The sequence below is a fragment of the Bacillus sp. GBSW19 genome, from assembly GCF_002998655.1.
Classification (GTDB): Bacteria; Bacillota; Bacilli; order Bacillales; family Bacillaceae; genus Bacillus.
Window position 1 is genome coordinate 923,235 of sequence record NZ_PVRF01000001.1, and the last position, 22,984, is coordinate 946,218.

Below are 22,984 nucleotides of genomic sequence, written 5' to 3' on the forward strand. Positions count from 1 at the left end.
AATATTATATATTTTACTTAATGGCAAACTTTCGGTAAAGTTCAAATTGAACCTATATATATAATTCCTATCGAATTAATCTATGTTTATATTTCTTGTGAGGTGGATATCGTTGCAACTTCATGTATTGAACAGTCCTTTTAGTCAGCAGCAGGCAGACTTGCTCAATCAGCTGCTTCCGACTTTAACAGATCAACAAAAAATTTGGCTTACCGGTTATTTATCAGCACAGGCAGCTCTAGCCGGATCAGAAACGGCCGCTCTGGCCCCTACTCCTTCTGCCGCAGCCCCTGCGCAGCCTGTCAGTAAAGATGTGACCGTACTTTATGGCTCGCAAACAGGCAATTCTGAAGGATTAGCGAAAAAGACAGCGCAGCATCTCGAGGAGAAAGGTTTTCAAGTGACGCTCTCTTCTATGTCAGATTTTAAACCAAATAATCTGAAAAAAATACACAATTTACTGATGATCGTCAGCACACATGGCGAGGGAGATCCGCCTGATAATGCCTTTTCTTTCCATGAATATGTCCATGGTAGACGTGCGTCAAAGCTCGATCATTTAAGCTTTTCTGTTCTTTCGCTTGGCGACAGCTCTTACGAATTCTTCTGTCAGACTGGAAAAGAATTTGATGAGCGCTTCAAAGAACTTGGCGGAACGCGCCTTATAGGCCGAGTGGATTGTGACCTTGATTATGATGAGCCGTTTTCTGAATGGCTTCAAGGGGTGACATCGGCACTTAGCGAAGGTGAAGCCGCAGCATTCCCGCAAGAATCAGCAGGAGCAACCAACCAAACAGCAGCTTCTGAATACTCAAGAACGAATCCTTTTTATGCGGAAGTTCTTGAAAATATCAACCTAAATGGCCGCGGTTCTAACAAAGAAACCCGCCATTTGGAGCTCTCTCTTGAAGGATCAGGACTTGTATATGAGCCGGGTGACAGCCTTGGTATTTATCCAACAAATGATCCTGCGCTTGTTGATGAACTTCTCACGACATGCGGATGGAATGCAGAGGAAGCCGTAACCGTGCATAAAAACGGCGACACTCTTCTTTTGAAAGAAGCACTCACCTCGCACTTTGAGATTACAGTATTAACAAAACCCCTTCTTCAAAAGATGGCGGACTTTACAAAAAGTGAAGCCCTCCATGCCCTTTTAGAAGAAGGGAATGAAGAAAAGTTAAAAGCGTATATAGCAGGAAGAGATCTAGTAGATGCTGCGCGCGATTTTGGTCCTTTTGAAGGAACAGCCGCAGATTTCACCGCTATTTTAAGAAAAATCCCTGCACGCCTTTATTCGATTGCAAGCAGCCTGAAAGCCAATGAAGAAGAAGTTCATTTGACAATAGGTGCTGTGAGATATGATGCACACGGGAGAGAACGCCAAGGTGTCTGCTCCATCTTATGTGCGGAGCGCTTAGAGCCAGGTGATACACTGCCTGTTTATATCCAGCACAACCAAAACTTTAAGCTTCCTGAAAACCCTGATGCACCGATCATTATGGTGGGACCAGGCACAGGTATCGCTCCTTTCCGTTCGTTTATGCAGGAACGAGAAGAAATCGGTGCAAACGGAAAGTCATGGCTATTCTTCGGTGATCAGCACTTTGTGACGGATTTCTTATATCAAACTGAATGGCAAAAGTGGTTAAAAGATGGTGTCTTAACGAAAATGGACGTGGCTTTTTCAAGAGATTCAGAGGAAAAGGTATATGTCCAGCACCAAATGAAGAAACAAAGTAAAGAATTATTCGAATGGCTGGAGCAAGGTGCCTATGTATATGTCTGCGGAGATGAAAAACATATGGCGCATGATGTTCATAGTACCCTTCTATCGATCATCCAAGAAGAAGGTGCGATGAGCAAAGAGAAAGCAGAAAGCTATTTAGCTAACTTGCAGCAGCAAAAACGCTATCAGCGTGACGTATATTGATTGATTTGATGCTTGAAAGAAAGGAGCTTTTACTTACATGGTGAAGACAGCATTAACAGCGCCGGATGGACCTCCGAGCGACGTAGAGGAAATCAAAGAAAAAAGTGATTATTTACGGGGTACGTTAAAAGAAGTGATGCTTGATCCGATTTCAGCGGGAATTCCTGATGATGACAACCGCCTGATGAAGCATCACGGCAGCTACTTACAGGATGATCGAGACCTCAGAAATGAACGGCAAAAACAAAAGCTTGAGCCAGCCTATCAATTTATGCTGCGCGTGCGCCTGCCTGGCGGAATCGCCACATCTAAGCAGTGGCTAGTGATGGATGAGCTTGCTCACAAATACGGAAACGGTACGTTAAAGCTGACTACTCGTGAAACCTTTCAGCTTCACGGTATTTTAAAATGGAACATGAAAAAGACCATTCAAGACATCCATTCTACTATGCTAGATACAATCGCTGCTTGCGGCGACGTGAACCGGAATGTCATGTGTACATCAAACCCCTATCAATCAGAAGTGCACCATGATGTATACGAGCTGGCCAAAAAATTAAGTGATGACCTGCTTCCGCAAACGAGAGCGTATCATGAAATTTGGCTTGATGAGGAAAAGGTAGCGGCAACGCCTGATACAGAGGTTGAGCCGATGTATGGCCCGCTTTATTTGCCAAGAAAATTCAAGATTGGTGTGGCGGTCCCTCCTGCTAACGATATTGATGTTTTTTCGCAGGATTTAGGCTTCATCGCGATTATTGAAAATGATCAATTAGTCGGCTTTAATGTCGCGATTGGCGGCGGAATGGGCATGACGCATGGTGATACAGCAACCTACCCTCAGCTGGCAAAGGTGATTGGCTTTTGTACACCGGATCAAGTTGTAGAGATTGCCAAAAGAGTGATTACCATTCAGCGAGACTACGGAAACCGTTCCGTGCGAAAAAATGCCCGCTTTAAATATACAGTGGACCGCCTCGGTCTTGAGAATGTAAAAGAAGAGCTTGAACGACGCCTTGGGTTTGCCCTTTTAGACGCAAAAGATTATCACTTTGATCATAACGGAGACCGCTATGGCTGGGTAAAAGGCATCAATGGCAGATGGCATTATACGATGTTTGTAGAAGGCGGCCGCATCACGGATTACGATGACTACCCGCTGATGACAGGTATTCGGGAAATTGCAAAGATTCATACAGGTGACTTCCGCTTAACAGCGAATCAAAATTTGATCATTGGAAATGTCACTTCTCATAAAAAGAAACAAATCGAGCAGCTCATTCAGGAGTTCGGTTTATCAGATGGCCAGCAGCACTCTGCACTCCGCCGCAGTTCAATGGCCTGTGTTTCTCTTCCAACATGCGGCTTAGCGATGGCAGAAGCAGAACGCTACCTTCCACGCTTGATTGACCGAATTGAAGAGATTGTTGAAGAAAATGGCTTAAGTGATAAAGAAATCACGATTCGAATGACTGGATGTCCAAATGGATGTGCCCGCCATGCGCTAGGTGAAATTGGCTTTATCGGCAAATCACCTGGCAAATACAACATGTATCTTGGCGCTGCGTTTGATGGCAGCAGATTAAGTAAGCTGTACCGTGAAAATGTTGGTGAGGAAGACATTTTAAACGAGCTTGGCTCTCTGCTCCCTCGCTATGCAAAAGAACGAGAAGACCAAGAACATTTCGGTGATTTTGTCGTTCGGGCAGGGATTGTCAAAGAAACAACAGATGGTACGAATTTTCATGTGCAATAAAAAAAGACAGGACACTCTCCTGTCTTTTTTTATGGATTCTGTTTCCGTTTCAAGTATTCGCAAATGCTTTTGTACACATGAGGGTTTTCTAAAGAAGAAAGATCTAGTGAATGCTGCTGTTCATAGGCTCCTTTTAATAAACGCCGGACGATTTTTCCGTTTCTTGTTTTCGGTAAAGTTGAAATGAGATGAATTTCCTTTGGCATGAGCGCTTTTCCCGCGTGTGAACCAACATGTGTTTTGAGCTCTCGAATCAGTTTTGCTTCGTCACAAGATTGTGAGCTAGTCACGATGAAGCACACGAGTACCTCCCCTTTCACCTCATCCTTTACCCCAATTACAGCTGCCTCGTGTACGGCTGGATGTCCGACAAGAATGGATTCAATTTCTGCTGGACCGACACGTTTTCCTGCTGAATTAATGACATCATCCGATCTGCCCGTGATATGGAATGTGCCATCCGCTGATTGCATCACCCAATCCCCATGTGTCCACACCCCATCAAATCGTCTGAAATACGTGTCTTCATATCGCCCCGGATCTTCCCAAAAACCACATGTCATGCCGACCCATGGCTTTTTCACAACAAGCTCTCCTACTTCATTTATGACGCTCTGACCTGCTTCATTATATACATCTGCCGCCATTCCTAAGATCGCCGCATTAAAAAGGACTGGTTTGATTGGGCGAAGCAGCGTACTTCCTACAATTCCGCCAGAGACCTCTGTTCCCCCTGAATAATTTAGGATCGGAATGTGCTTTTGACCGATTTTGTCAAAAAGCCATTGCCATGGTGCTTCATTCCACGGCTCACCTGTAGAAATGATGGTTTTGACATGCGGCAGCTGAATACCTGAAAGGTTTTGCTGCATCGCAGACCGAACAAAAGTAGGTGAAAGTCCAAAATGGGTGACTTTTTGCTCGTGGATGAATGACCAGAGGTGCTGTTCATCTGGATAATCGGGTGCACCGTCATATAAAACGATTGCAGCTCCATTGATCAAGCCGCCAAAGACGAGAAATGGCCCCATCATCCAGCCCATGTCTGTGAGCCAAAACAAACGGTTTCCTTTTGCAACGTCCATACAAAGACCGGCGTCAAAAGCAGCTTTTACAGGGAAGCCTGCGTGTGTATGGACAGCTCCTTTTGGCGTACCGGTTGTTCCAGAAGTGTATAAGATCATGAGAGGCTCTTCATTTGTGAGATAGGTCGTTTCACTTATCGGATCTTCTTTTAACAAATCGTTTAGCCTAATATCTCCTTCATATTCAGTATCAGAGGAGGTGTGTACAATGACGGTTTTGACGGTCGTGGTTTTGTCGATGGCTTCTGCTGCACATTCCCGCATATTGATCGTCTTCCCGCGTCGCGTCATGTCGGAGCCTGTGACGACAATGGATGCACCTGACGCACGAATACGCACGGCAAGAGGCTCGCTTCCATATCCGGAGAAGACGGGGCTAAAGATGACACCAATTTTTGCAAAGGCTAGCATGACAGCGACCGTTTCAGGAAGCATCGGCATATAAATGACTGCCACATCTCCTTTTTGAAGGCCATTCTTCAAAAAACCAGCAGCGAGGCGATTAACCTTTTCCTGAAGGTCGAGATACGTCCATCTCCTCTCTGCCCCAACTTCATTTCTCCAAATCACGGCTGGCTGATGCTGGGTCTCTTCGTTCTCTGCCCATTTGTCCACGGCCGTTTCGGTCACGTTTAGTTGACCGCCTTTATACCACTTCGGCCACATGAATGAATCTTGACCTAATGCGGCTTCATACGGCACCTTCCACTTGATGCCGACCGCCTTTTCAGCTTCTCTCCAAAACCAATCGGTACGCTCGATACTAGCTTTGTAGAATGCATCATAAGTAGAAAAACCAAGTGAGTGCATCCATTTGTAAAGACGTGTATGTTTGACCTTCTGCTCTTCCGGTACCCATGCTGGTTTCAGGTTCATCATAAGGATGCCCCCTTTAGACCGGATAGACCGGATGTTTTCGTCTTGTAAATGTCATCTCTTTTGAGGAATAGGCTTGTAATCGATGACAAAGCTCAGCTCGCAGGTGGTCAAACGGGATGACGCCATCGACAATCATTTCAGAGGCAAGCTCATATATATTCATATCTTCCTGATATTCCTTACGTTTCTCTTGTATAAATGCAGCTCTCTCTTCGGCAGGCAGCTCGGCAATTTTATTCGCATAGACAGCATTCACAGCCGCTTCTGGCCCCATGACAGCAATTTGCGCTGATGGAAGAGCAAGACAGCAGTCTGGTTCAAACGCTGGCCCTGCCATTGCATATAAACCTGCACCGTATGCTTTACGCACAATGACCGATATTTTCGGAACGGTTGCCTCTGACATAGCGGAGATCATTTTCGCCCCGTGTCTAATAATGCCAGCTTGTTCCACTTTCGTTCCAATCATAAATCCCGGTATATCCGCAAGAAAAAGGAGCGGGATATGAAAGGCGTCACATAGCTGAATAAACTTGGCGGCTTTGTCAGCTGAGTCATGGAATAACACCCCGCCTTTCACCCTAGGCTGGTTGGCAATAAGACCAACAGGCTGACCATTCATGCGGCCAAAGCCTGTAATCAGCTCCGCGGCAAACAGTTTTTTGATTTCAAAAAATGACCCTTCATCAATGAGTAAATAAATGAGCTGATACATATCAAAAGGGGTATTCTGCCCCTTAGGGATAAGGTCTTGGATGGTCATTTCAGATGGCTGAGGTGCTTTTGCGGCTGCCCGTTTTGGTTTCTCTGTATAGTTGGCAGGCATGTAGGTTAAATAGTCGCGAGCGATTTGAATGGCTTCTTCCTCTGTTTTGGCTAAAATATCACCACATCCTGATATGCTGCAATGCATGTTTGCCCCGCCCATTTCTTCTAGTGATACTTTTTCTCCAATCACCATTTCGGCCATTCTCGGAGAGCCTAAATACATCGAGGCATTCCCTTCGACCATAACGACGATGTCACAAAAAGCAGGAATGTAAGCACCTCCTGCTGCAGAAGGACCAAATAGTAAACAAATTTGCGGGATACGTCCAGACAGCTTCACCTGGTTATAAAAAATGCGTCCCGCGCCCCTTCTGCCTGGAAACATGGCAATTTGATCGGTGATTCTTGCACCCGCAGAATCGACTAAATACAGCATCGGGCAGTTGAGCTTTTCCGCTGTTTCTTGGATTCTAATGATTTTTTCTACCGTTTTGACGCCCCATGATCCAGCTTTGACGGTAGAATCATTCGCCATGACGCAAACCGTTTGCCCATTCATCCGCCCCGTCCCTGTGACAACCCCATCTGCTGGTAAATGTTGATCTTTACACTCGGCAAACATGGCATCCTCAATGAAAGAATCCTCATCTAATAACAACTGGAGCCGATCACGGACGAACAATTTTCCTTTTTCTTTGTTTTTTTGATGGTATTGTTCGGCTCCTCCTTTTACAATCCGCTGTTTTTTCACTTCATATTCTTCGATCATGCCCATTCCCCTTTCTTGCTAGTTGCCTCGGTAATGAGGCGTTCGTTTTTCTTGGAAAGCTTGAAGTCCCTCCATTCGATCTTCTGTATCAATGAGCCGTACATAGGCTTCGTATTCCTTCATCAGACCTGTACGTAAATCATGATCAAGGCTCATTTGAATCGCTTGTTTCGCTTCTTTTAAAGCAATTGGACCGTTTTTGGCGATTTGTTTTGCGAGAGAAATGGCGTCATCCATAAGAGAATCTGCTAAAGAGAGGTGCTCAATCAACCCGATTTGAATGGCTTCTTCAGCTTGTAATGAACCACCTGTGAAAATCAGTTCTTTTGCTTTACCGAGTCCAATCAGGCGCGGAAGCCGCTGGGTTCCTCCGGCTCCTGGTATGATGGCTAGTCCAGTTTCTGGCAGGCCGAGTCTTGCTCCGGCTCGTGCGATGCGGAGATCACAAGCCAGTGCGAGCTCAAGGCCTCCGCCGAGTGCGTGTCCATTCATCACGGCAATGACAGGCACAGGAAGGGAGTCAATTTCTGTAAAGGTTTGCTGAATCGACAGAACCGCCGCTTTTGCTTCTTCTTCTGTCATCAGTCGTCGCTCTTTTAAATCAGCTCCTGCGCAAAAAACGTTAGAACCAGCTCCTGTAATGAGCAGACAGCGGATGCTTTCATCGTGTTTGATTTCTTGAATGATTTGATTGATTTCCTCAAGCATCGCAGCGGATAGGGAATTCGCTTGTTCCGGCCTGTTTAAGGTCATGATCCCAATCCGTTCATCTTGTATCATAAAATTAACCAATGATGTCATGTCACATTCATCCTTTATGAAGTAGTATGAGAGTGAAAAGCACGTAAACAATGACTAGGCAGGGTTCGATCTACTTTTGTTTCGATCCATTCTGCCGCTTTTATCAATGCAGGAAAATCGATATTTGTTTTAATTCCTAGTTTTTGAAGCATATGCACTACATCTTCTGTCGCGACATTTCCGCTAGAGCCAGGTGCATATGGGCAGCCACCAAGCCCGCCGCTAGAGGAGTCAAATGTTGTGATTCCCGCTTTTAATGCCGTATAAATATTGGCAAGACCCATCCCCTTCGTATCGTGAAAATGTAGAGCGATTTTATCAGCAGGAAAACGTTCAAGTAAAATGTCTAATCGCCTTTCTACTTGAAGCGGATGGGCTTCTCCAATGGTGTCGCCGAGTGATATTTCATCAATGCCATAAGAGAGCAGAATATCCGTTAACCGCAGAACTTGATCCATTGGCACTTGATGTTCATAAGGGCAGCCAAACACGGTAGAAATATATACGCGCGTGATCTTTCCTGCTGCTTTTAAATCAGCTGTCATTTGTTTGATGACAGGAAGTGTTTCGTGGATGGATTGATTCATATTTTTTTTGTTATGTGTTTCACTCGAAGAGATAAACATAGCGCCTGCGTCAAGATTTGCTTCAAAAAAGTGAGCCAAGCCTTTTTCATTAGGAATGAGTGCTGCATAGGTGATGTTGTCATTTTTGTGTAAGGATTGAGCTAACTCTTTGGCGTCTTTTAAGGCTGGGACCCATTTAGGATGAACAAATGAGGTGACTTCAATATAAGGGAGCCGGGCTGCTGTGAGCAGTTCAATCCACCTTTGCTTCTCGCTTGTGTCCAGCCAAGTGGATTCATTTTGCAGTCCGTCCCGCGGGCCGACCTCTCTGATAAGTACACGCTTTGGTAATGCCATCTCGCTCCCTCCTATTCTGTCAGCTCTAGAAGGACCTCTCCTTCATCGACAAATTCCCCCTCTGCCTTATACACTTTGCTGATGACACCAGCCTCTTCTGCAACAATTGGAATCTCCATTTTCATTGATTCCAAGATAGCGACCTCCTGTCCTTTTTGCACTTCATCGCCTTGTTTCACAAGAAGCTTCCATAAGTTTCCGGCCATTTGTATCGTGACCATTTTCATGAACGGTTCCCCTCCCTTTTTTTCATGAGAAAATCGGTTGTGATGCTGCCATGTAAGAAAGCAGAAGATCCAGCCATTTCCCTTAAAAGCGGTAAGTTGGTTTTGATCCCTTCTATTTCATATGCTTGTAACGCATTTTTTAATCGTTCTATTGCAAGTTTTCGTGTATCACCGTAAACGATCATCTTCGCAATCATTGGATCGTAATATGGGGTAATGACGCTCCCGCTTGTCACACTTGATTCATGGCGTATATAGGGAGCTTCTGGCATAAATAGCCGAGTGATTGTTCCTGGTGACGGATAAAAGGTAACGGGGTCCTCCGCATAGATTCTGACCTCGATGGCATGCCCAATTTGATGAATATCCTCCTGAATGAAGGAAAGCGGCTCTGATGCAGCGATTTTCAGCTGCTCCTCGACAAGATCAATACCTGTAATTTCTTCTGTGACAGGGTGCTCTACTTGTAATCTCGTGTTCATCTCTAGAAAATAAAATTGTTGGTTTTGATCGACTAAACATTCAATCGTCCCTGCATTTTCATAGCCAATGGCTTTGGCTGCTTTGACGGCCATCTGTCCCATCTGTTGTCTCACTGATTCATCGAGACAGGCGGCAGGTGCTTCTTCGATGATTTTCTGGTGTCTTCTTTGGAGTGAACAGTCGCGCTCAAATAAGTGAACCCCATGGCCGAAGGAATCAAAGAGGACCTGAATTTCAATGTGCCGCGCGTCTTCAATGACCTTTTCCATATAAAGCGTCCCGTCGTTGAAAAAATTTTGCGCTCTTTTTTGATTTCCTTCAAAAGCTTTATGCAGCTCCTCGTCATTTCGCACAAGCTGCATGCCAATTCCCCCGCCTCCGCTTGATGCCTTGAGCATGATCGGATAACCGAGTGACTGGGCTTTACTGACTCCTTCTTCTGCGTCATGGAGCGGGGCTGAAACGCCTGGTACAATGGGAATCCCCGCATGGTCCATCGTTTTTCTCGCTTCAATTTTATTCCCCATTCGCTGAATGACCTGTGCGGATGGTCCAATAAAAATAATTCCTTCGCTGCGGCAGCGTTCAGCAAAGCCCGCATTTTCTGATAAAAGGCCATATCCAGGGTGGATGGCATCTGTATTTGTCTGCTTGGCAACCTCGATGATCACTTCCATGTTTAAATAGCTTTCAGATACTTTCGCGCCTCCAATGAGATAGGCGCTGTCTGCTTCTTGCACATGAAGCGCATGCTGATCTGCCTCTGAATAAACAGCCACGGTGTTGATCCCGAGCCTTTTACAAGTCCGAATAATTCTACGAGCAATTTCGCCTCGATTCGCAATGAGTACTTTTTTGAACATCGCTGCCCTCACTCCTTTATTAGATCAAGCGCCTGTTTTTTTAGACGAAATTTTTGAATCTTCCCTGATGCGGTCATCGGATACTCGTCTGTGATGAAAAAATATTTTGGAATTTTGTAGCGAGCCATTTGTGACTGACAATAGCTGGTTAATGACTCAATCGTCACTGTGTGACCTTGTTTGAGCCGAATGAATGCGGCGGCTTCCTCTCCATAGGTCTCGTCAGGAATACCAACGACCTGTGCATCAAGAATGGCTGGATGCGTATAAAGAACGTCTTCAATCTCTTTTGGATAAACATTTTCCCCGCCTCTAATGATCATATCTTTCAGCCGTCCTGTGATTTTCACATAGCCATCCTCATCCATCTCCGCTAAATCCCCTGTATGAAGCCACCCGTCCTCATCAATGACTTCATTTGTGGCTTCTTCATTTTTATAGTAGCCTTTCATCACATGATAGCCTCTTGTACACAGCTCGCCTTGTTCTCCTCTTTGTACTTCATCCGGCGTACCTGGGGCGGTGATTTTTACCTCGATGTGAGGAAGTGCCCGACCGACTGTTTGAACCCGCCTTTCAAATGAATCATCTGTTCTTGTTTGGGTAATGACAGGTGAGCTTTCGGTCTGACCGTAGGCAATCGTGAGCTCCTTCAGGCCCATTTGTTCAATGACTGCTTTCATCACATGGGATGGGCAAAGAGATCCTGCCATAATGCCTGTTCGTAATGTGGACAGATCGTATTGGTGGAAATTCGGATGATCAAGCTCTGCAATGAACATTGTCGGGACGCCATGAAGAACAGTGCACTTCTCTTGTTCCACTGTTTGAAGGACTCGCTCTGGGTGGAAAGATTCAATTGGAATGATCGTGCCTCCTTTTGCGAGACAAGCAAGTACGCCAAGAACAGATCCAAAGCAATGAAAGAACGGCACGGGGATACACATGCGGTCTTCATGGGTGAGCTTCATGCAATCTGCGATCTGACTGGCATTGCAGACGATGTTTGTATGGCTGAGCATGACGCCTTTTGGGTAGCCGGTTGTGCCAGAGGTATATTGCATATTAATAACGTCATCAGGCGCCAGCTCATCCATTCGTTTCTCCCATGCATCATCCTCCATTCTTTTAGCAGCAGCTTGAATACTGTCCCAGCTGCGCATGCCCTTTGGCGTGTGCTCGCCAATATATACAACACTTTTTAAATATGGAAATGATGATGAAGTGATCTCGTCTTGATGAGCTGTTTGAAGCTCTGGAATGAGGTTTTCAAGCATCCTGACATATGATGTCTCTTTAAACCCGTCAACGATAAACAGCATGCTGCTATCAGAGTGCTTTAGTAAGTAAGCGAGTTCTTGTGATTGAAAGTTCGTATTCACGGTGACAAGAACGGCTCCAATGGAGGCGCAGGCGAATTGCAGCATGAGCCATTCAGGGACATTAGGTGCCATGATGGCGATATGATCCCCTTTTTGAACCCCTAATGCCATAAGACCTTTCCCTGTTTCCTTGACCTCTCTAAAAAACGCTTCGTATGAATAACGTAATGAACGTTCTGGATACACAATGGCTTCATGTGCTGGGTGCTGCTCCTTTTTCTCTTTTAATAGGGAGCCGATCGTTTGTGGATGAATCGACATCATGATTTTCCTCCTCCATCAGTGGTAAGCGTTTTCATAAAAGGGTTATGATAGCAGTTGTCTCGCGATGACTAGACGCTGAATTTCAGAGGTGCCTTCTCCGATTTCCATGAGCTTGGCATCTCTCACAAGCCGTTCTACCCCGCACTCTTTCATGTAGCCTGTTCCTCCGTGAATTTGGACAGCATCAAGACTTGCTTTTGTGGCCATTTCCGAAGCGAAAAGCTTGGCATAGGCAGCTTCTTTTGTAAATGGCTTTCCATGATCTTTCAGCCAAGCGGCTTTCCACACCATTTGACGAGCAAGTTCTATTTGCATCGCCATATCTGCCAGTTTAAATTGAATGGCTTGAAAGGACGAGAGGGTCTGCCCAAATTGCTTTCTTTCCTTTGCATAGGAGAGAGAAGCATCTAGTGCAGCTTGCGCGATACCAACAGATAAGGCAGCAATTGATATGCGTCCCCCGTCTAATGTATATAAAAATTGCTTGAAGCCTTTGGCTGGGTCTCCTAATATATGATGTGCTGGTACACGTACGCTGTCTAAAATGATTTCAGCCGTATCTGAACCGCGCACCCCCATTTTGTCGTATGGATTTGTAATGGACAGCCCTTTTTGACCTTTTTCTACAATGAAGGCGGAGATGATCGGGCGGCCGTTCTCATCATGATCCGTGACAGCGGTGACGATAATGGTTCTGGCAAAATTGGCATTTGTGATCCAGCACTTCTCCCCGCTAATCACATACTCTTGTCCGTCTTTGACCGCTTTTGTTTTCGTCCCTTTTGCATCTGATCCTGCATTTGGCTCTGTTAATCCGAAGGAACCGAGTGCTGTTCCAGATGCCAGCGGGACAAGGTGATCCATCTTTTGCTCCTCTGTACCGAAGTAATAAAGCGGGCTTGCGCCTAAGGAAACGGCTGCGGCATAGCTAAGACCTGTACTGGCACACTGTTTTCCGATTTCTTCTACAGCGAGCGCATATGAGATCGTATCTCCTCCTGAGCCTCCGTATTTCTCTGGAAAAGGAATGCCCATCAAGCCGAGTTCTCCCATTTTTTGAAAAGTTTGGACAGGGAATACGGCCTGTTCATCAATGGTTTGAGCGAGTGGAGCAATTTCTTCCTTGGCGAATTCTTTGACCATCTGCCGAATCATTTGTTGTTCTTTCGTTAATTCAAAATCCATCTTGTTTCCCCCTTTGGCTCTTTTCTATCATATTTATTAATCAAGTGGCTGCTTCATGCCAAGCTTGGCTGAATTCAGAAAATTAAAACAAAAATAATAGAAAAAAGCATGAACGAAGAAAATCCTCATTCATGCTTTTTCGTTATCTCACTCTTTTTGTAGAAGGCTTGCTTTCGTGATGAAGTCGATTGAGAGCCGTTACTTTGTAAGTATCACTCTTATTCTGATGAACTGAAAGATCTTTGACAGATGTCAGCGTGCCGGTTTCTTTTCTAACGGTTTGCAGCAATTCATATGTTCCTTTCGTCGTCAAGCGATAGACCGCGTAATAGGATGCGGTAGATTGCGGATCATTTTTGATCTGTAAAGCCGCACCCTCTGCTGTCTTTTTAATAGATTGAATGATTGGTTTTTTTGGCGCTTTCTGATGAAGCCAAGGCATTTCTGGAATGAGAGCCGGTTTACGGTAAGCATCTTCTATCAATCGATTTTTGACATTCAAAGGGTTGCGATTGATATCCTTTAGGCTAAAGTGCATGCTTCCCTGCACGAGAGGCGACTGTCTGTTCAGTTTGATCTGCCGAAAGTATTCTTCTGGATCAGACCAAGCAGGATCACTGTTTTGATTAATTTTATACGTCGCCTGACCAATGTACAGGTGAACAGGCTCTCCCTTCACTTCATTTGACCACCATTTTGTTAGCACATCGTATGCGGCTGCCTGAAAGCCGATGCTCCAGTAAATTTGCGGGGTGACATAATCGATATCGTGCTGCTGAATCCACTCTCTTGTATCAGCATACAAATCATCATAGTTGGTCATCCCTGCTGTGGTGTTTGAACCAGTCGGATCATCCTTTATGTTGCGCCAGACTCCGAAGGGGCTAATACCAAACTTCACATACGGCTTTACTTTCTTCACGGTGTCGTTGATTTGCTTGACCAATTGGTTCACATTATCTCTTCGCCAATCTTCTATATGCGTGAATGCCTTTTTTCCATATGTTTCATACGTTTCTTGATCTGGAAACGGCACACCGGCTATTTTATTCGGGTAAAAATAATCATCCATATGCACTGCATCAATATCGTAGTTTTTCACGACTTCTTCTATGCTGCCGACAATGAACTCCTGAGCTTTAGGAATGCCTGGATTGTAGTAAAGCTGATTACCGTACGCAATAGTCCAATCTGGATGTTTTTTTGCAGGGTGATCGGCTGATAAACGGCTGAGGTCGGTATGATTCATTGTGATTCGATACGGGTTAAACCAAGCGTGAAATTCGAGCCCGCGTTTATGAGCTTCTTCGATCATGAATTCAAGCGGGTTATACCCGGGATCTTTCCCTTGCGTGCCGGTCAAATATTCGGACCACGGGCCGTATGCCGAAGGATAAAAGGCATCTGCTGTCGGTTTAATTTGCATGATCACGGCATTCATATTCATCGCTTTGATCTCATCTAACAAATGAATAAACTCTTGTTTCTGCTCTTTGACAGGCAGTCCTTTCTTTGAAGGCCAATCTAGGTTATAAACCGATGCGATCCATACCGCGCGCATCTCTCTTGTGCTTTCAAGCTTCCCTTTTGGCATTGGACGAGCTAGACTGCTAGAAGGAATCAATAAGAATACAAACATCAAAATTAGTGTTAGACACGTCATACTGATTTTTTTCAGCATTTTTTGCATCACCTCATATTCAGTTTATTCCGCTTTTTGAGATCGAATGCCAGCAGATGGTGTCAGCAGGATGTTTTTCATTTCCTTGAGCTGAGCTTCAGGTATTTCGCAAGCCTCGATTAAATACCGCTCTGCACTTCCGTATGTGTCCATCATTTCGTTTAGCACATCTTCCAGATAATCTTGCTGCACACCGAGAAGCGGTTGAATTTGCTCTTTTGACACCCGGTATAAACTCATCATGCGGACAAATCGCTGCTGCCTTCTGACAAGCATTTTCACACCTTCATTGGAACGCATATATTCACTTAAAACGGCCGGCATCGGTACACCTGCTGCTAATTGAATGAGGGCAGATAAAAAGCCTGTCCGGTCCTTACCGCTCGTGCAGTGAAGCATCAGCGGGTAATTGCTCTTATCTGAAAGCAGCGAGAACAGCTGCTGAATCTCTTCTTTACGTTCTGTGAGCATACTTTGATATAAATCTTTCATAATCGGTGCAAATGAAAGAGATTTCCCTTCAGTTGTCAGCATACGAAACATGGTCCACTTACTTGGCATCTTACTGTCAGGCTGCATCGGGATATGAACGATTTTGTTGTGTTCCTTGATTTTTGGCGGATGTGATTTGCGTTCTGAGCTTGTTCGGAGATCACAAATGGTTTGAATCCTAAGCTTTGAGAACGTCAACATATCTTGTTTTGTGAGACGCGATAGATCTGCGGATCGATAAATCATTCCCTGCCTGATCACCATCTCACCTGTTGTTTGAAGTCCCCCTACTTCTCTAAAATTCGCAAGCTTTGAAAATGGGTTGTTTGATTGATTCATAGAAGTGAAAATCCTTTCCGTTACGTTCTTTTCTCTATCATACGCTTTTATTGAGATGGGGAAAAGAGAAGCCATTTGGTATAATGGAAAAAGGAGATTCGGATGGATTGGAGATATGAAGCATGATAAAAACAAAACGGATTCAGCAAATCAAAGAGTATGTGTTTGACCGGGAATCTGCCTCACTTGATGAGCTTGTGGCGCATTTTGGCGTCTCAAAAAACACGATACGCCGAGATGTACAAGCATTGGTCGAATCCGGCGTGCTCAAAAAAGTATATGGCGGAGTCGCTGTGAACCATTCAACATTAGTAGTATATCAAGAGCGAAAGACCCGCCAGCTCAGTAAAAAGCAATTGATCGGACAAACGGCTGCTGCTTTTGTGGAAAATGGGGATATGATTTTTGTTGATTCTGGTACGACAACACTTGAGATGCTTCCCTATTTGACTGAGAAACAGGTGACCGTTGTGACCAATAATGTAGATTTTATTACACAGGCGATGCCTTATGAAAATCTCACTATCTTTTCCACCGGCGGGATGCTTGAGAGAAAAACGAATTCTTTCGTTGGCTATCAAAGTGTAGAGCGTTTGAAAGCTTACAATGTCAATAAAGCCTTTATCGCATCAACTGGTTTATCCATTGATCACGGAGTCACGAATTCGTCCCCACTTGAAACGGATATTAAAAAGACAGTTGTTGAAAAAAGTGCCAAAACGTTTTTATTAGTTGATGATAGTAAGTTCGATCACTACGCTTTGACCACGTTTTGTGATTTACACGATCTTGATGTCGTCGTCACGAATAAACAGCCAAGTGAAGATTATCTTCAATATGGAAAAGAGCATGATGTACGGTTTGCCACGCCTTCATCAAATGAGCAGACGTAAATAAATGGATCACAAAAAAACGGCTCAGGAATTTGAGCCGTTTTTTGATTCATTCATTTCAAGCTGCATGATTATGCGGAATAAAAAACGGTATACGGCTGAGATGACTTCAATGAAAGGCATATCTTCGTGGATGTCCTCAAGCTCAAGAAGCTGTAAATTCACATCGAATAAGCCGTCTTGCCCATTAAATTGAAGCTGCGCACCATTTAATGGAGCCAGCATGTCCTTTAGAATGCCTGTGTCTTTTTTAGGACGTTTTAAACCGAATAACACGGTATACGTTTGAAACACTTCGTCCCATTCAATGGCTAATCCATCGACTCTCACCACATCAAACCACTTCGATTCGATATAAATGAATTCTTTTTGATGTTGTTTTACATATGTAAGCGGTGTGTTTAGAAATGAGGCGCCTTCTGTTTGAATCATGTCCTCGGATTCTTTGTCTACACGCTCTATATATACATCGCTAAAGCGTGCCTCTTCCTTTATTCTTGCACCTTCTAAAGGCCAATTGTGGCGCGCCGCTTCGTCATATTCAAAGTCTGGCAGCGCTTGTCCTTCTTTCAGTAAATCTTGTAAGCGATTTTGCAATGACATGGCTATGTCTCCTTTCTTCTCTTTCATGTGCGTTTATTATTTTAGCATAACTCATGAAAAGAAAGATATGACTCAGCATATGATGGTATGATAGTGTCAAAAGAAACATCTCGGAGGGGTACGTTTTGCTCACAATGACACTGGCAGAAAAAATCGTAGACGAGGTCAAAAAAGTGCTGACTGAGGAAATCATCATCGCACAAACAAACGGCACCATCATTGCGGCAACAGATCCAGCGCGCATTGGTCAATTTCATGAAGGGGCGTATCTGACATCCTTTGAAGGACAAAAACGAATCCTCACAAAGGATGATGAGCAGCAAATGAAAGGGGTCAAAGCCGGCATCAATCTGCCTATTTATTTTAAGCAAGAGGTCATTGGGGTGATTGGGATGACAGGAAATCCCGTCCATGTCTCTCCATTTGGCGAAATATTACGAAAAATGACCGAACTGCTTATTCAAGAGCATGAATTTTTTCTAGAAACGGAAACCGATGAACGGCAGCTTGAAGCGTTTGTGTTCGACTGGCTTCATCTGCCAGAGACAGCAATCAATCTCACTGAAAAAGCAGCGCGGCTTCAGCTTGATGTCAACAAGCAGCGTATCGTCGTCCTCATTGATTGTCACGATGAATCGTTTATGAAGCAGGATCAATACAAAAAAGTAAAGGAAATGCTGCATCTCACAAGTCAGGAAATGATCGTTCGCTGGGGACATGCCCGCTTTTTGCTCATGCTGCAAACCTCGGCAAATGATCGTGATACCTTGCAGCAGCGTCTTTTTCACATCCATGCTTCCCTCACCTCACGTTCCACGTCAAAGGTTTTGATAGGTGCGGGAAAACCAGCAGCTGGACATATGATGAAGCAATCCTTTCATCAAGCCTTTCGTGCCTTAAAATTGGCGAATGTGGATACACCGATTGTGTTTGATGAGGATTTAACACTTGAACTTTTTATAGAAGAAGTGAGTCAGGAAACAAAAGAAGTGTTCCTTGATCGAACGATCGCCCCACTTCTCCCCTACCCTGAACTAGTGAAAACATTGCGTGTACTCATAACATCAGATTACTCATTGAAGTATACCGCGGAAGCGATGCACGTACATATCAATACACTGCATTACAGACTAAAACGTATCCAAGATTTAACGACACTTGATCCAAAACGCATGCAAGATGCGATGCTCTTTTATTTAGCCTTGATGCTATTAGATCATCATCCAAATAAACGAGGCGAACAGCCCAATATTTTGTAGAATCGTCCATAGGCATGAGGCGATTCTTTTTTTATACTGAAAGAAACGGTATGTCTAATCAGTAGGAGTGAATGCGCATGTTAAATTCTGAATTTTTAAGTCAATTAAAAAAGATTGTCGGGGCGCCCTATGTACAAGACAGTAAAGCCGATCGGCTTGCCTACTCTTATGATGCAACACCTAATTTTCAGCATATGCCAGATGTCATCGTAAGCCCGCGCGCGGCTGAGGACATCCAGCAAATTGTCCGGCTCTGCGCTTCATATAAGGTGCCGATCGTGCCAAGAGGATCAGGAACGAACCTTTGTGCAGGAACCTGTCCTACACAAGGCGGACTTGTGATGTTGTTTACAAGAATGAACCAATTAATCGAAATAGACGAAGAAAACCTCACCGCAACGGTCCAGCCTGGTTTGATCACACAGGAACTTATTGGCCAAGTAGAGGCAAGAGGTCTCTTCTACCCACCAGATCCAAGCTCGATGAAAATCTCCACGTTAGGCGGCAATATTAATGAAAATTCAGGTGGTCTCCGGGGGTTAAAATATGGCGTGACGAGAGATTATGTACTTGGACTTGAAGTGGTTCTGCCAAACGGTGACATCATCAAAACGGGCGGCAAGCTCGCAAAGGACGTGGCCGGATATGATCTGACCCGTTTATTTGTTGGATCAGAAGGAACGCTCGGAATTGTCACAGAAGCCACGCTGAAGCTTTTGCCGCTTCCAGAAACCAAACAAACGATGCTTTGCTTATATGAAAGCCTAGAGGAAGCAGCCGCTTCAGTTTCGGCGATTATTGCAGAGCGTATTATCCCCGCCACATTAGAATTTATGGATCAGCCGACACTGAAAGTCGTCGAAGACTTTGCCAAAATCGGCCTGCCGACTGACGTTCAAGCGGTGCTATTAATCGAACAGGACGGCAACCCTGAGGCCGTTTCCCGTGATATAGAGAACATCGCAAAGGTCTGTCAGCAGCACGGTGCAAAAGGAGTAAATATCGCACATTCTGAAGAAGAGGCAAGTGCCCTTTTAACAGCGAGACGAGCCGCTTTATCTGCCCTCGCCCGTTTAAGCCCCACAACGATTTTAGAAGATGCTACAGTCCCCCGGTCTGAAATTGCTAACATGGTGCGGGCGATCGAAGACATTGCGAGAGAGTACGAAGTGAAAATCTGTACATTTGGTCATGCAGGTGACGGGAATTTACATCCTACTTGTGCAACCGATGCAAGAAATGAAGAAGAAATGAAGCGGGTCGAAGAAGCCTTTCAGGCCATTTTTGAAAAAGCAGTCTCCCTTGGCGGCACCATTACGGGTGAACATGGCGTGGGTCTGATGAAAGCCCCCTATTTAGAGCTAAAGGTCAAAAAAGAAGGAATCGCTGCAATGAAAGCAATCAAACAAGCGCTAGATCCAGCAAATATCATGAATCCTGATAAGGTGTTTGGAAAAGCAGCAAGAAAGCGGGTGGTGGTCTCATGAATTCCTCTAAACAATCAGAGATTCAGCAAAACTTTCAGCAGCAAATGGATGAAAAGGAGCTGCTCAACTGCATGCGCTGCGGCTTCTGCCTCCCTTCCTGCCCTACTTATATTGAATCCGGTCAACAAGAAACTCACTCTCCCCGCGGCCGGATTGCTTTAATGAAGGCGGTGAGAGACGGCGTGATTGAGCCGGATGAAGATGTCGAACATTCACTGAACCTTTGTCTTGGCTGCCGTGCATGTGAACCGGTCTGCCCTTCCGGCGTCAAATATGGACGTTTACTTGAGGATGCGAGAGACATCCTTCAGCAGCACAAAAAACAATCTATTCCTGTCAAATTTGTGAGACGTGTTGTGTTTAAAGGACTCTTTCCTTCACAAAGCCGAATGCGTCAAGCGGCTGGACTTCTGCGATTTTATCAAACCTCTGGTCTGCAAACGGCCGCCCGCAAGTCTGGCATGCTAAAGGTGCTTCCGCCGCATTTACAGCTGATGGAGCAGGCCCTTCCAAAGGTGCCGCGTCAACAAAAAAGCCGTGCGTTAGAATACAAAGCCATTGGCACGGCAAGAAAGCGTGTGGCCTTTTTTACTGGCTGTTTAATGGACACCGTTTTTTCCAGCACAAACGAAGCGACCATCCAGCTTTTGCAGCTGGCCGGCTGTGACGTTGTCGTCCCTCCTGTTCAGACTTGCTGCGGTGCACTTCATGGCCATAGCGGAGAAAAGGAGCAAGCGAAACAGTTAGCAAGGCGGAATATTGAAGCATTTGAGGAGATTGAGGCAGATGCCATTGTCATGAATGCGGGCGGATGTGGTGCCTTTTTAAGTGATTATGATCATTTGCTAAAGGATGATCCGGCTTTTCAAAAGCGAGGTGAAGCCTTCTCAAATAAAATCACGGATATATCAGATATTCTCGTGGAGCTTAAGTTTCACCGGCGTACATCGCTTGCCTTGCCAGAGCAGATCATCACCTATCAAGACTCTTGTCACTTACGAAATGGAATGGGTGTAGAGCAAGCGCCAAGGGTGCTGATGAAGGCGATTCACGGGGTATCATTTAAAGAAATGAAGGATGCCGACCGCTGCTGCGGATCCGCCGGAATTTATAATATTTTGCAACCAAAGATGTCGATGCAAATTTTAGATCATAAAATGACAGAAGCTAGTCAAACAGCGGCGGCTGCCATTGTCACGTCCAATCCAGGCTGTCATTTGCAAATGGCAGCGGGTATCAAACGTTCAGGACAATCGCCCAGCATGCGTGCCGTCCATCTCGCAGATTTTTTATTAGAAGCCGTTCAATATGGAAAAAAAGCGTCTAGCTCATCAAGCTGAACGCTTTTTTTCATGCATATCTTCAGACAATTAGTTGGATAATAGAGGCAAATCGCGGAAGGAGATGATTCAAGTGCTGAAGAAAAACAAACAACATCAAAAGGACCCAAATTCAGTATTTGAGGCATTGTCACGTTCCTCTGATTTTACAAACGAATTGTCACGAAGTGAAGGTTTTCTTTATCGAATCTCTTTTTTTCGTTCTTTAATTAATGGTCATCTACTCCATGAACAAATTTTGCCCTGCATGAAAGAGTTGCACCTCACCCCCACTCTTGAGGAGCTGAAAGAACGAATCCCCATTGAACAGTCTGTCATCACGACCGATCTTCAAAAAGTGGAAGAAGCCCTTCATCTGGGCAATATGGCCATTCGGCTCGAAACGGACTGGGGCAAAGCACTTCTGATACCGATTGAAGAAAAGAAAGGCAGACAAGTTGGGCCCCCCGAGATTGAATTTGGCATTATCAGTGCCCAGGAAGCATTTGTGGAGGTTTTGGATACCAATTTAAATTTGGTCAGGCGGCGGCTGCCGACGCCGAACCTGAAAGTGGCAGAAAAGACAGTTGGCACGCTATCTCAAACAAAAGTAGCGGTGTTATATATTGAAGAAATCGCCAACCCGCAAAACATCGAAACCGTTCTCCAGCGCATTGAGGACGTTGATTATGATCAGATTTTAGATGCGAATTACCTCGCTCAAATGCTTTATGATGTATCCAATACGATCTTTCCATTGTTTTTAAATACAGAAAGACCCGACCGCGTGTCGTCAGGTTTAACAGAAGGGAAAATTGCCATCTTAGTCGATGGATCGCCTCATGTCTTGCTTGCCCCGACTATTTTACTTGAGTATTTTTCCACAATGGAAGACTACAATATGTCGTGGATGGCGGCTTCTTGCTTTCGGCTGTTACGCATATTTGCAGTGATATTCTCCATTTTTGCGACACCTTTATATGTAGCCGTTTTAACCTTTCATTATGAGCTGATCCCAAAGGATTTATTAGAAACCATTGTGTCCTCGCGCTATCTTGTTCCATTTCCTCCGATTATTGAGGCCCTATTTTTAGAGATTTCGATTGAATTACTAAGAGAAGCAGGTTCGAGGCTCCCAGCTAAAGTCGGGCAGACGCTCGGGATTGTTGGCGGGATTGTCATTGGACAGGCTGCTGTGGCAGCAGGCTTAACAAGTAATATTTTACTCATTATTGTCGCCCTTTCTGCTCTTGCCTCATTTGTCACCCCTATTTACAAAATGGGCAGTGCCATTCGGCTGCTGAGATTTCCATTTCTATTTGCAGCACAGATTTGGGGTGCATTAGGCATTAACGTGATGGGATCTTTCCTACTCACCCATTTAATGAAATTAACGTCTATTGGAAGGCCGTATCTAGAGCCTATTTTTCCGCTGCGTCTGACGGATTTAAAGGGTAGCTTGATTCGTCCTCAGCTCCGCTTTTTGAATAAAAGACCGGAAAATTTACGCCCGCAAAATGAAACGATTCACCGGCAAAAGCCTAAGCAAGGCCGTAAGGGGAAAAATGATTTTTATGAATAAGGAAGTGAAAG

At 44.8% G+C, this 22,984-nt stretch carries 18 protein-coding genes; 7 read left to right on the forward strand and 11 right to left on the reverse strand.

Annotated elements, in window-relative coordinates:
* The first annotated feature begins 112 nt into the window (after window positions 1-112).
* Both C6344_RS04915 and cysI read left to right on the forward strand, forming a co-directional pair.
* On the forward strand, window positions 113-1,933 hold the full coding sequence (locus C6344_RS04915) for an assimilatory sulfite reductase (NADPH) flavoprotein subunit (protein WP_106072792.1): 1,821 nt from the start codon (window positions 113-115) through the stop codon (window positions 1,931-1,933).
* A gap of 37 nt (window positions 1,934-1,970) precedes the next feature.
* Window positions 1,971-3,689: an assimilatory sulfite reductase (NADPH) hemoprotein subunit gene (gene cysI / locus C6344_RS04920; RefSeq protein ID WP_106071677.1), complete on the forward strand. Its 1,719-nt coding sequence runs from the start codon at window positions 1,971-1,973 to the stop codon at window positions 3,687-3,689.
* Window positions 3,690-3,718: 29 nt separating this feature from the next.
* Here cysI and C6344_RS04925 read toward each other — a convergent pair whose 3' ends face one another.
* The 10 genes from C6344_RS04925 to C6344_RS04970 form a co-directional block, all read right to left on the reverse strand.
* Window positions 3,719-5,653, reverse strand: a complete 1,935-nt coding sequence (locus C6344_RS04925; protein ID WP_106072793.1) for an AMP-binding protein — start codon at window positions 5,651-5,653, stop codon at window positions 3,719-3,721.
* Window positions 5,654-5,666: 13 nt separating this feature from the next.
* Window positions 5,667-7,190: an acyl-CoA carboxylase subunit beta gene (locus C6344_RS04930; protein WP_106072794.1), complete on the reverse strand. Its 1,524-nt coding sequence runs from the start codon at window positions 7,188-7,190 to the stop codon at window positions 5,667-5,669.
* An 18-nt stretch (window positions 7,191-7,208) separates the two neighbouring features.
* The gene (locus C6344_RS04935; protein ID WP_106031132.1) at window positions 7,209-7,991 is read right to left on the reverse strand and encodes an enoyl-CoA hydratase; all 783 of its coding nucleotides are present in this window, start codon (window positions 7,989-7,991) and stop codon (window positions 7,209-7,211) included.
* Window positions 7,992-8,005: 14 nt separating this feature from the next.
* Window positions 8,006-8,914 carry a hydroxymethylglutaryl-CoA lyase gene (locus C6344_RS04940; RefSeq protein ID WP_106037286.1) on the reverse strand — a complete coding sequence of 303 codons (909 nt, stop codon included), beginning with the start codon at window positions 8,912-8,914 and terminating at the stop codon, window positions 8,006-8,008.
* An 11-nt stretch (window positions 8,915-8,925) separates the two neighbouring features.
* On the reverse strand, window positions 8,926-9,141 hold the full coding sequence (locus tag C6344_RS04945) for an acetyl-CoA carboxylase biotin carboxyl carrier protein subunit (protein WP_034660850.1): 216 nt from the start codon (window positions 9,139-9,141) through the stop codon (window positions 8,926-8,928).
* Window positions 9,138-10,487 carry an acetyl-CoA carboxylase biotin carboxylase subunit gene (locus C6344_RS04950; protein ID WP_106072795.1) on the reverse strand — a complete coding sequence of 450 codons (1,350 nt, stop codon included), beginning with the start codon at window positions 10,485-10,487 and terminating at the stop codon, window positions 9,138-9,140. The genes C6344_RS04945 and C6344_RS04950 overlap by 4 nt, the downstream gene beginning before the upstream one ends.
* A gap of 8 nt (window positions 10,488-10,495) precedes the next feature.
* Window positions 10,496-12,133 (reverse strand): AMP-binding protein, encoded by a 1,638-nt coding sequence (locus tag C6344_RS04955; protein ID WP_106071673.1) that lies wholly within the window; start codon window positions 12,131-12,133, stop codon window positions 10,496-10,498.
* Between the two features lie 42 nt (window positions 12,134-12,175).
* On the reverse strand, window positions 12,176-13,318 hold the full coding sequence (locus C6344_RS04960; protein ID WP_106031129.1) for an acyl-CoA dehydrogenase family protein: 1,143 nt from the start codon (window positions 13,316-13,318) through the stop codon (window positions 12,176-12,178).
* Window positions 13,319-13,460: 142 nt separating this feature from the next.
* Window positions 13,461-14,999 (reverse strand): glycoside hydrolase family 10-like protein, encoded by a 1,539-nt coding sequence (locus C6344_RS04965; RefSeq protein ID WP_060596490.1) that lies wholly within the window; start codon window positions 14,997-14,999, stop codon window positions 13,461-13,463.
* Between the two features lie 24 nt (window positions 15,000-15,023).
* Window positions 15,024-15,830: a tyrosine-protein phosphatase gene (locus C6344_RS04970; protein WP_060596491.1), complete on the reverse strand. Its 807-nt coding sequence runs from the start codon at window positions 15,828-15,830 to the stop codon at window positions 15,024-15,026.
* 122 nt (window positions 15,831-15,952) lie between these two features.
* Here C6344_RS04970 and C6344_RS04975 point away from each other — a divergent pair, with 122 nt between their 5' ends.
* A complete protein-coding gene (locus C6344_RS04975; protein ID WP_060596492.1) occupies window positions 15,953-16,723 on the forward strand; it encodes a DeoR/GlpR family DNA-binding transcription regulator in 771 nt (256 codons plus the stop codon).
* A gap of 24 nt (window positions 16,724-16,747) precedes the next feature.
* Here the strand turns inward: C6344_RS04975 and C6344_RS04980 are convergent, their stop codons facing one another.
* Window positions 16,748-17,326, reverse strand: coding sequence for a branched-chain amino acid aminotransferase (locus C6344_RS04980; RefSeq protein ID WP_106072796.1), 579 nt, complete (start codon window positions 17,324-17,326; stop codon window positions 16,748-16,750).
* 125 nt (window positions 17,327-17,451) lie between these two features.
* Here C6344_RS04980 and C6344_RS04985 point away from each other — a divergent pair, with 125 nt between their 5' ends.
* From C6344_RS04985 to C6344_RS05000, 4 genes are all read left to right on the forward strand, one after another.
* Window positions 17,452-18,585, forward strand: coding sequence for a CdaR family transcriptional regulator (locus C6344_RS04985; RefSeq protein ID WP_060596494.1), 1,134 nt, complete (start codon window positions 17,452-17,454; stop codon window positions 18,583-18,585).
* A 77-nt stretch (window positions 18,586-18,662) separates the two neighbouring features.
* Complete coding sequence (gene glcD / locus C6344_RS04990; RefSeq protein WP_106072797.1) at window positions 18,663-20,072, forward strand: glycolate oxidase subunit GlcD; 1,410 nt, start codon at window positions 18,663-18,665, stop codon at window positions 20,070-20,072.
* Window positions 20,069-21,412 carry a (Fe-S)-binding protein gene (locus C6344_RS04995; protein ID WP_106072798.1) on the forward strand — a complete coding sequence of 448 codons (1,344 nt, stop codon included), beginning with the start codon at window positions 20,069-20,071 and terminating at the stop codon, window positions 21,410-21,412. Before glcD ends, C6344_RS04995 begins: the two co-directional genes overlap by 4 nt.
* A gap of 73 nt (window positions 21,413-21,485) precedes the next feature.
* Window positions 21,486-22,973: a spore germination protein gene (locus C6344_RS05000; RefSeq protein ID WP_106072799.1), complete on the forward strand. Its 1,488-nt coding sequence runs from the start codon at window positions 21,486-21,488 to the stop codon at window positions 22,971-22,973.
* Window positions 22,974-22,984: the final 11 nt, after the last annotated feature.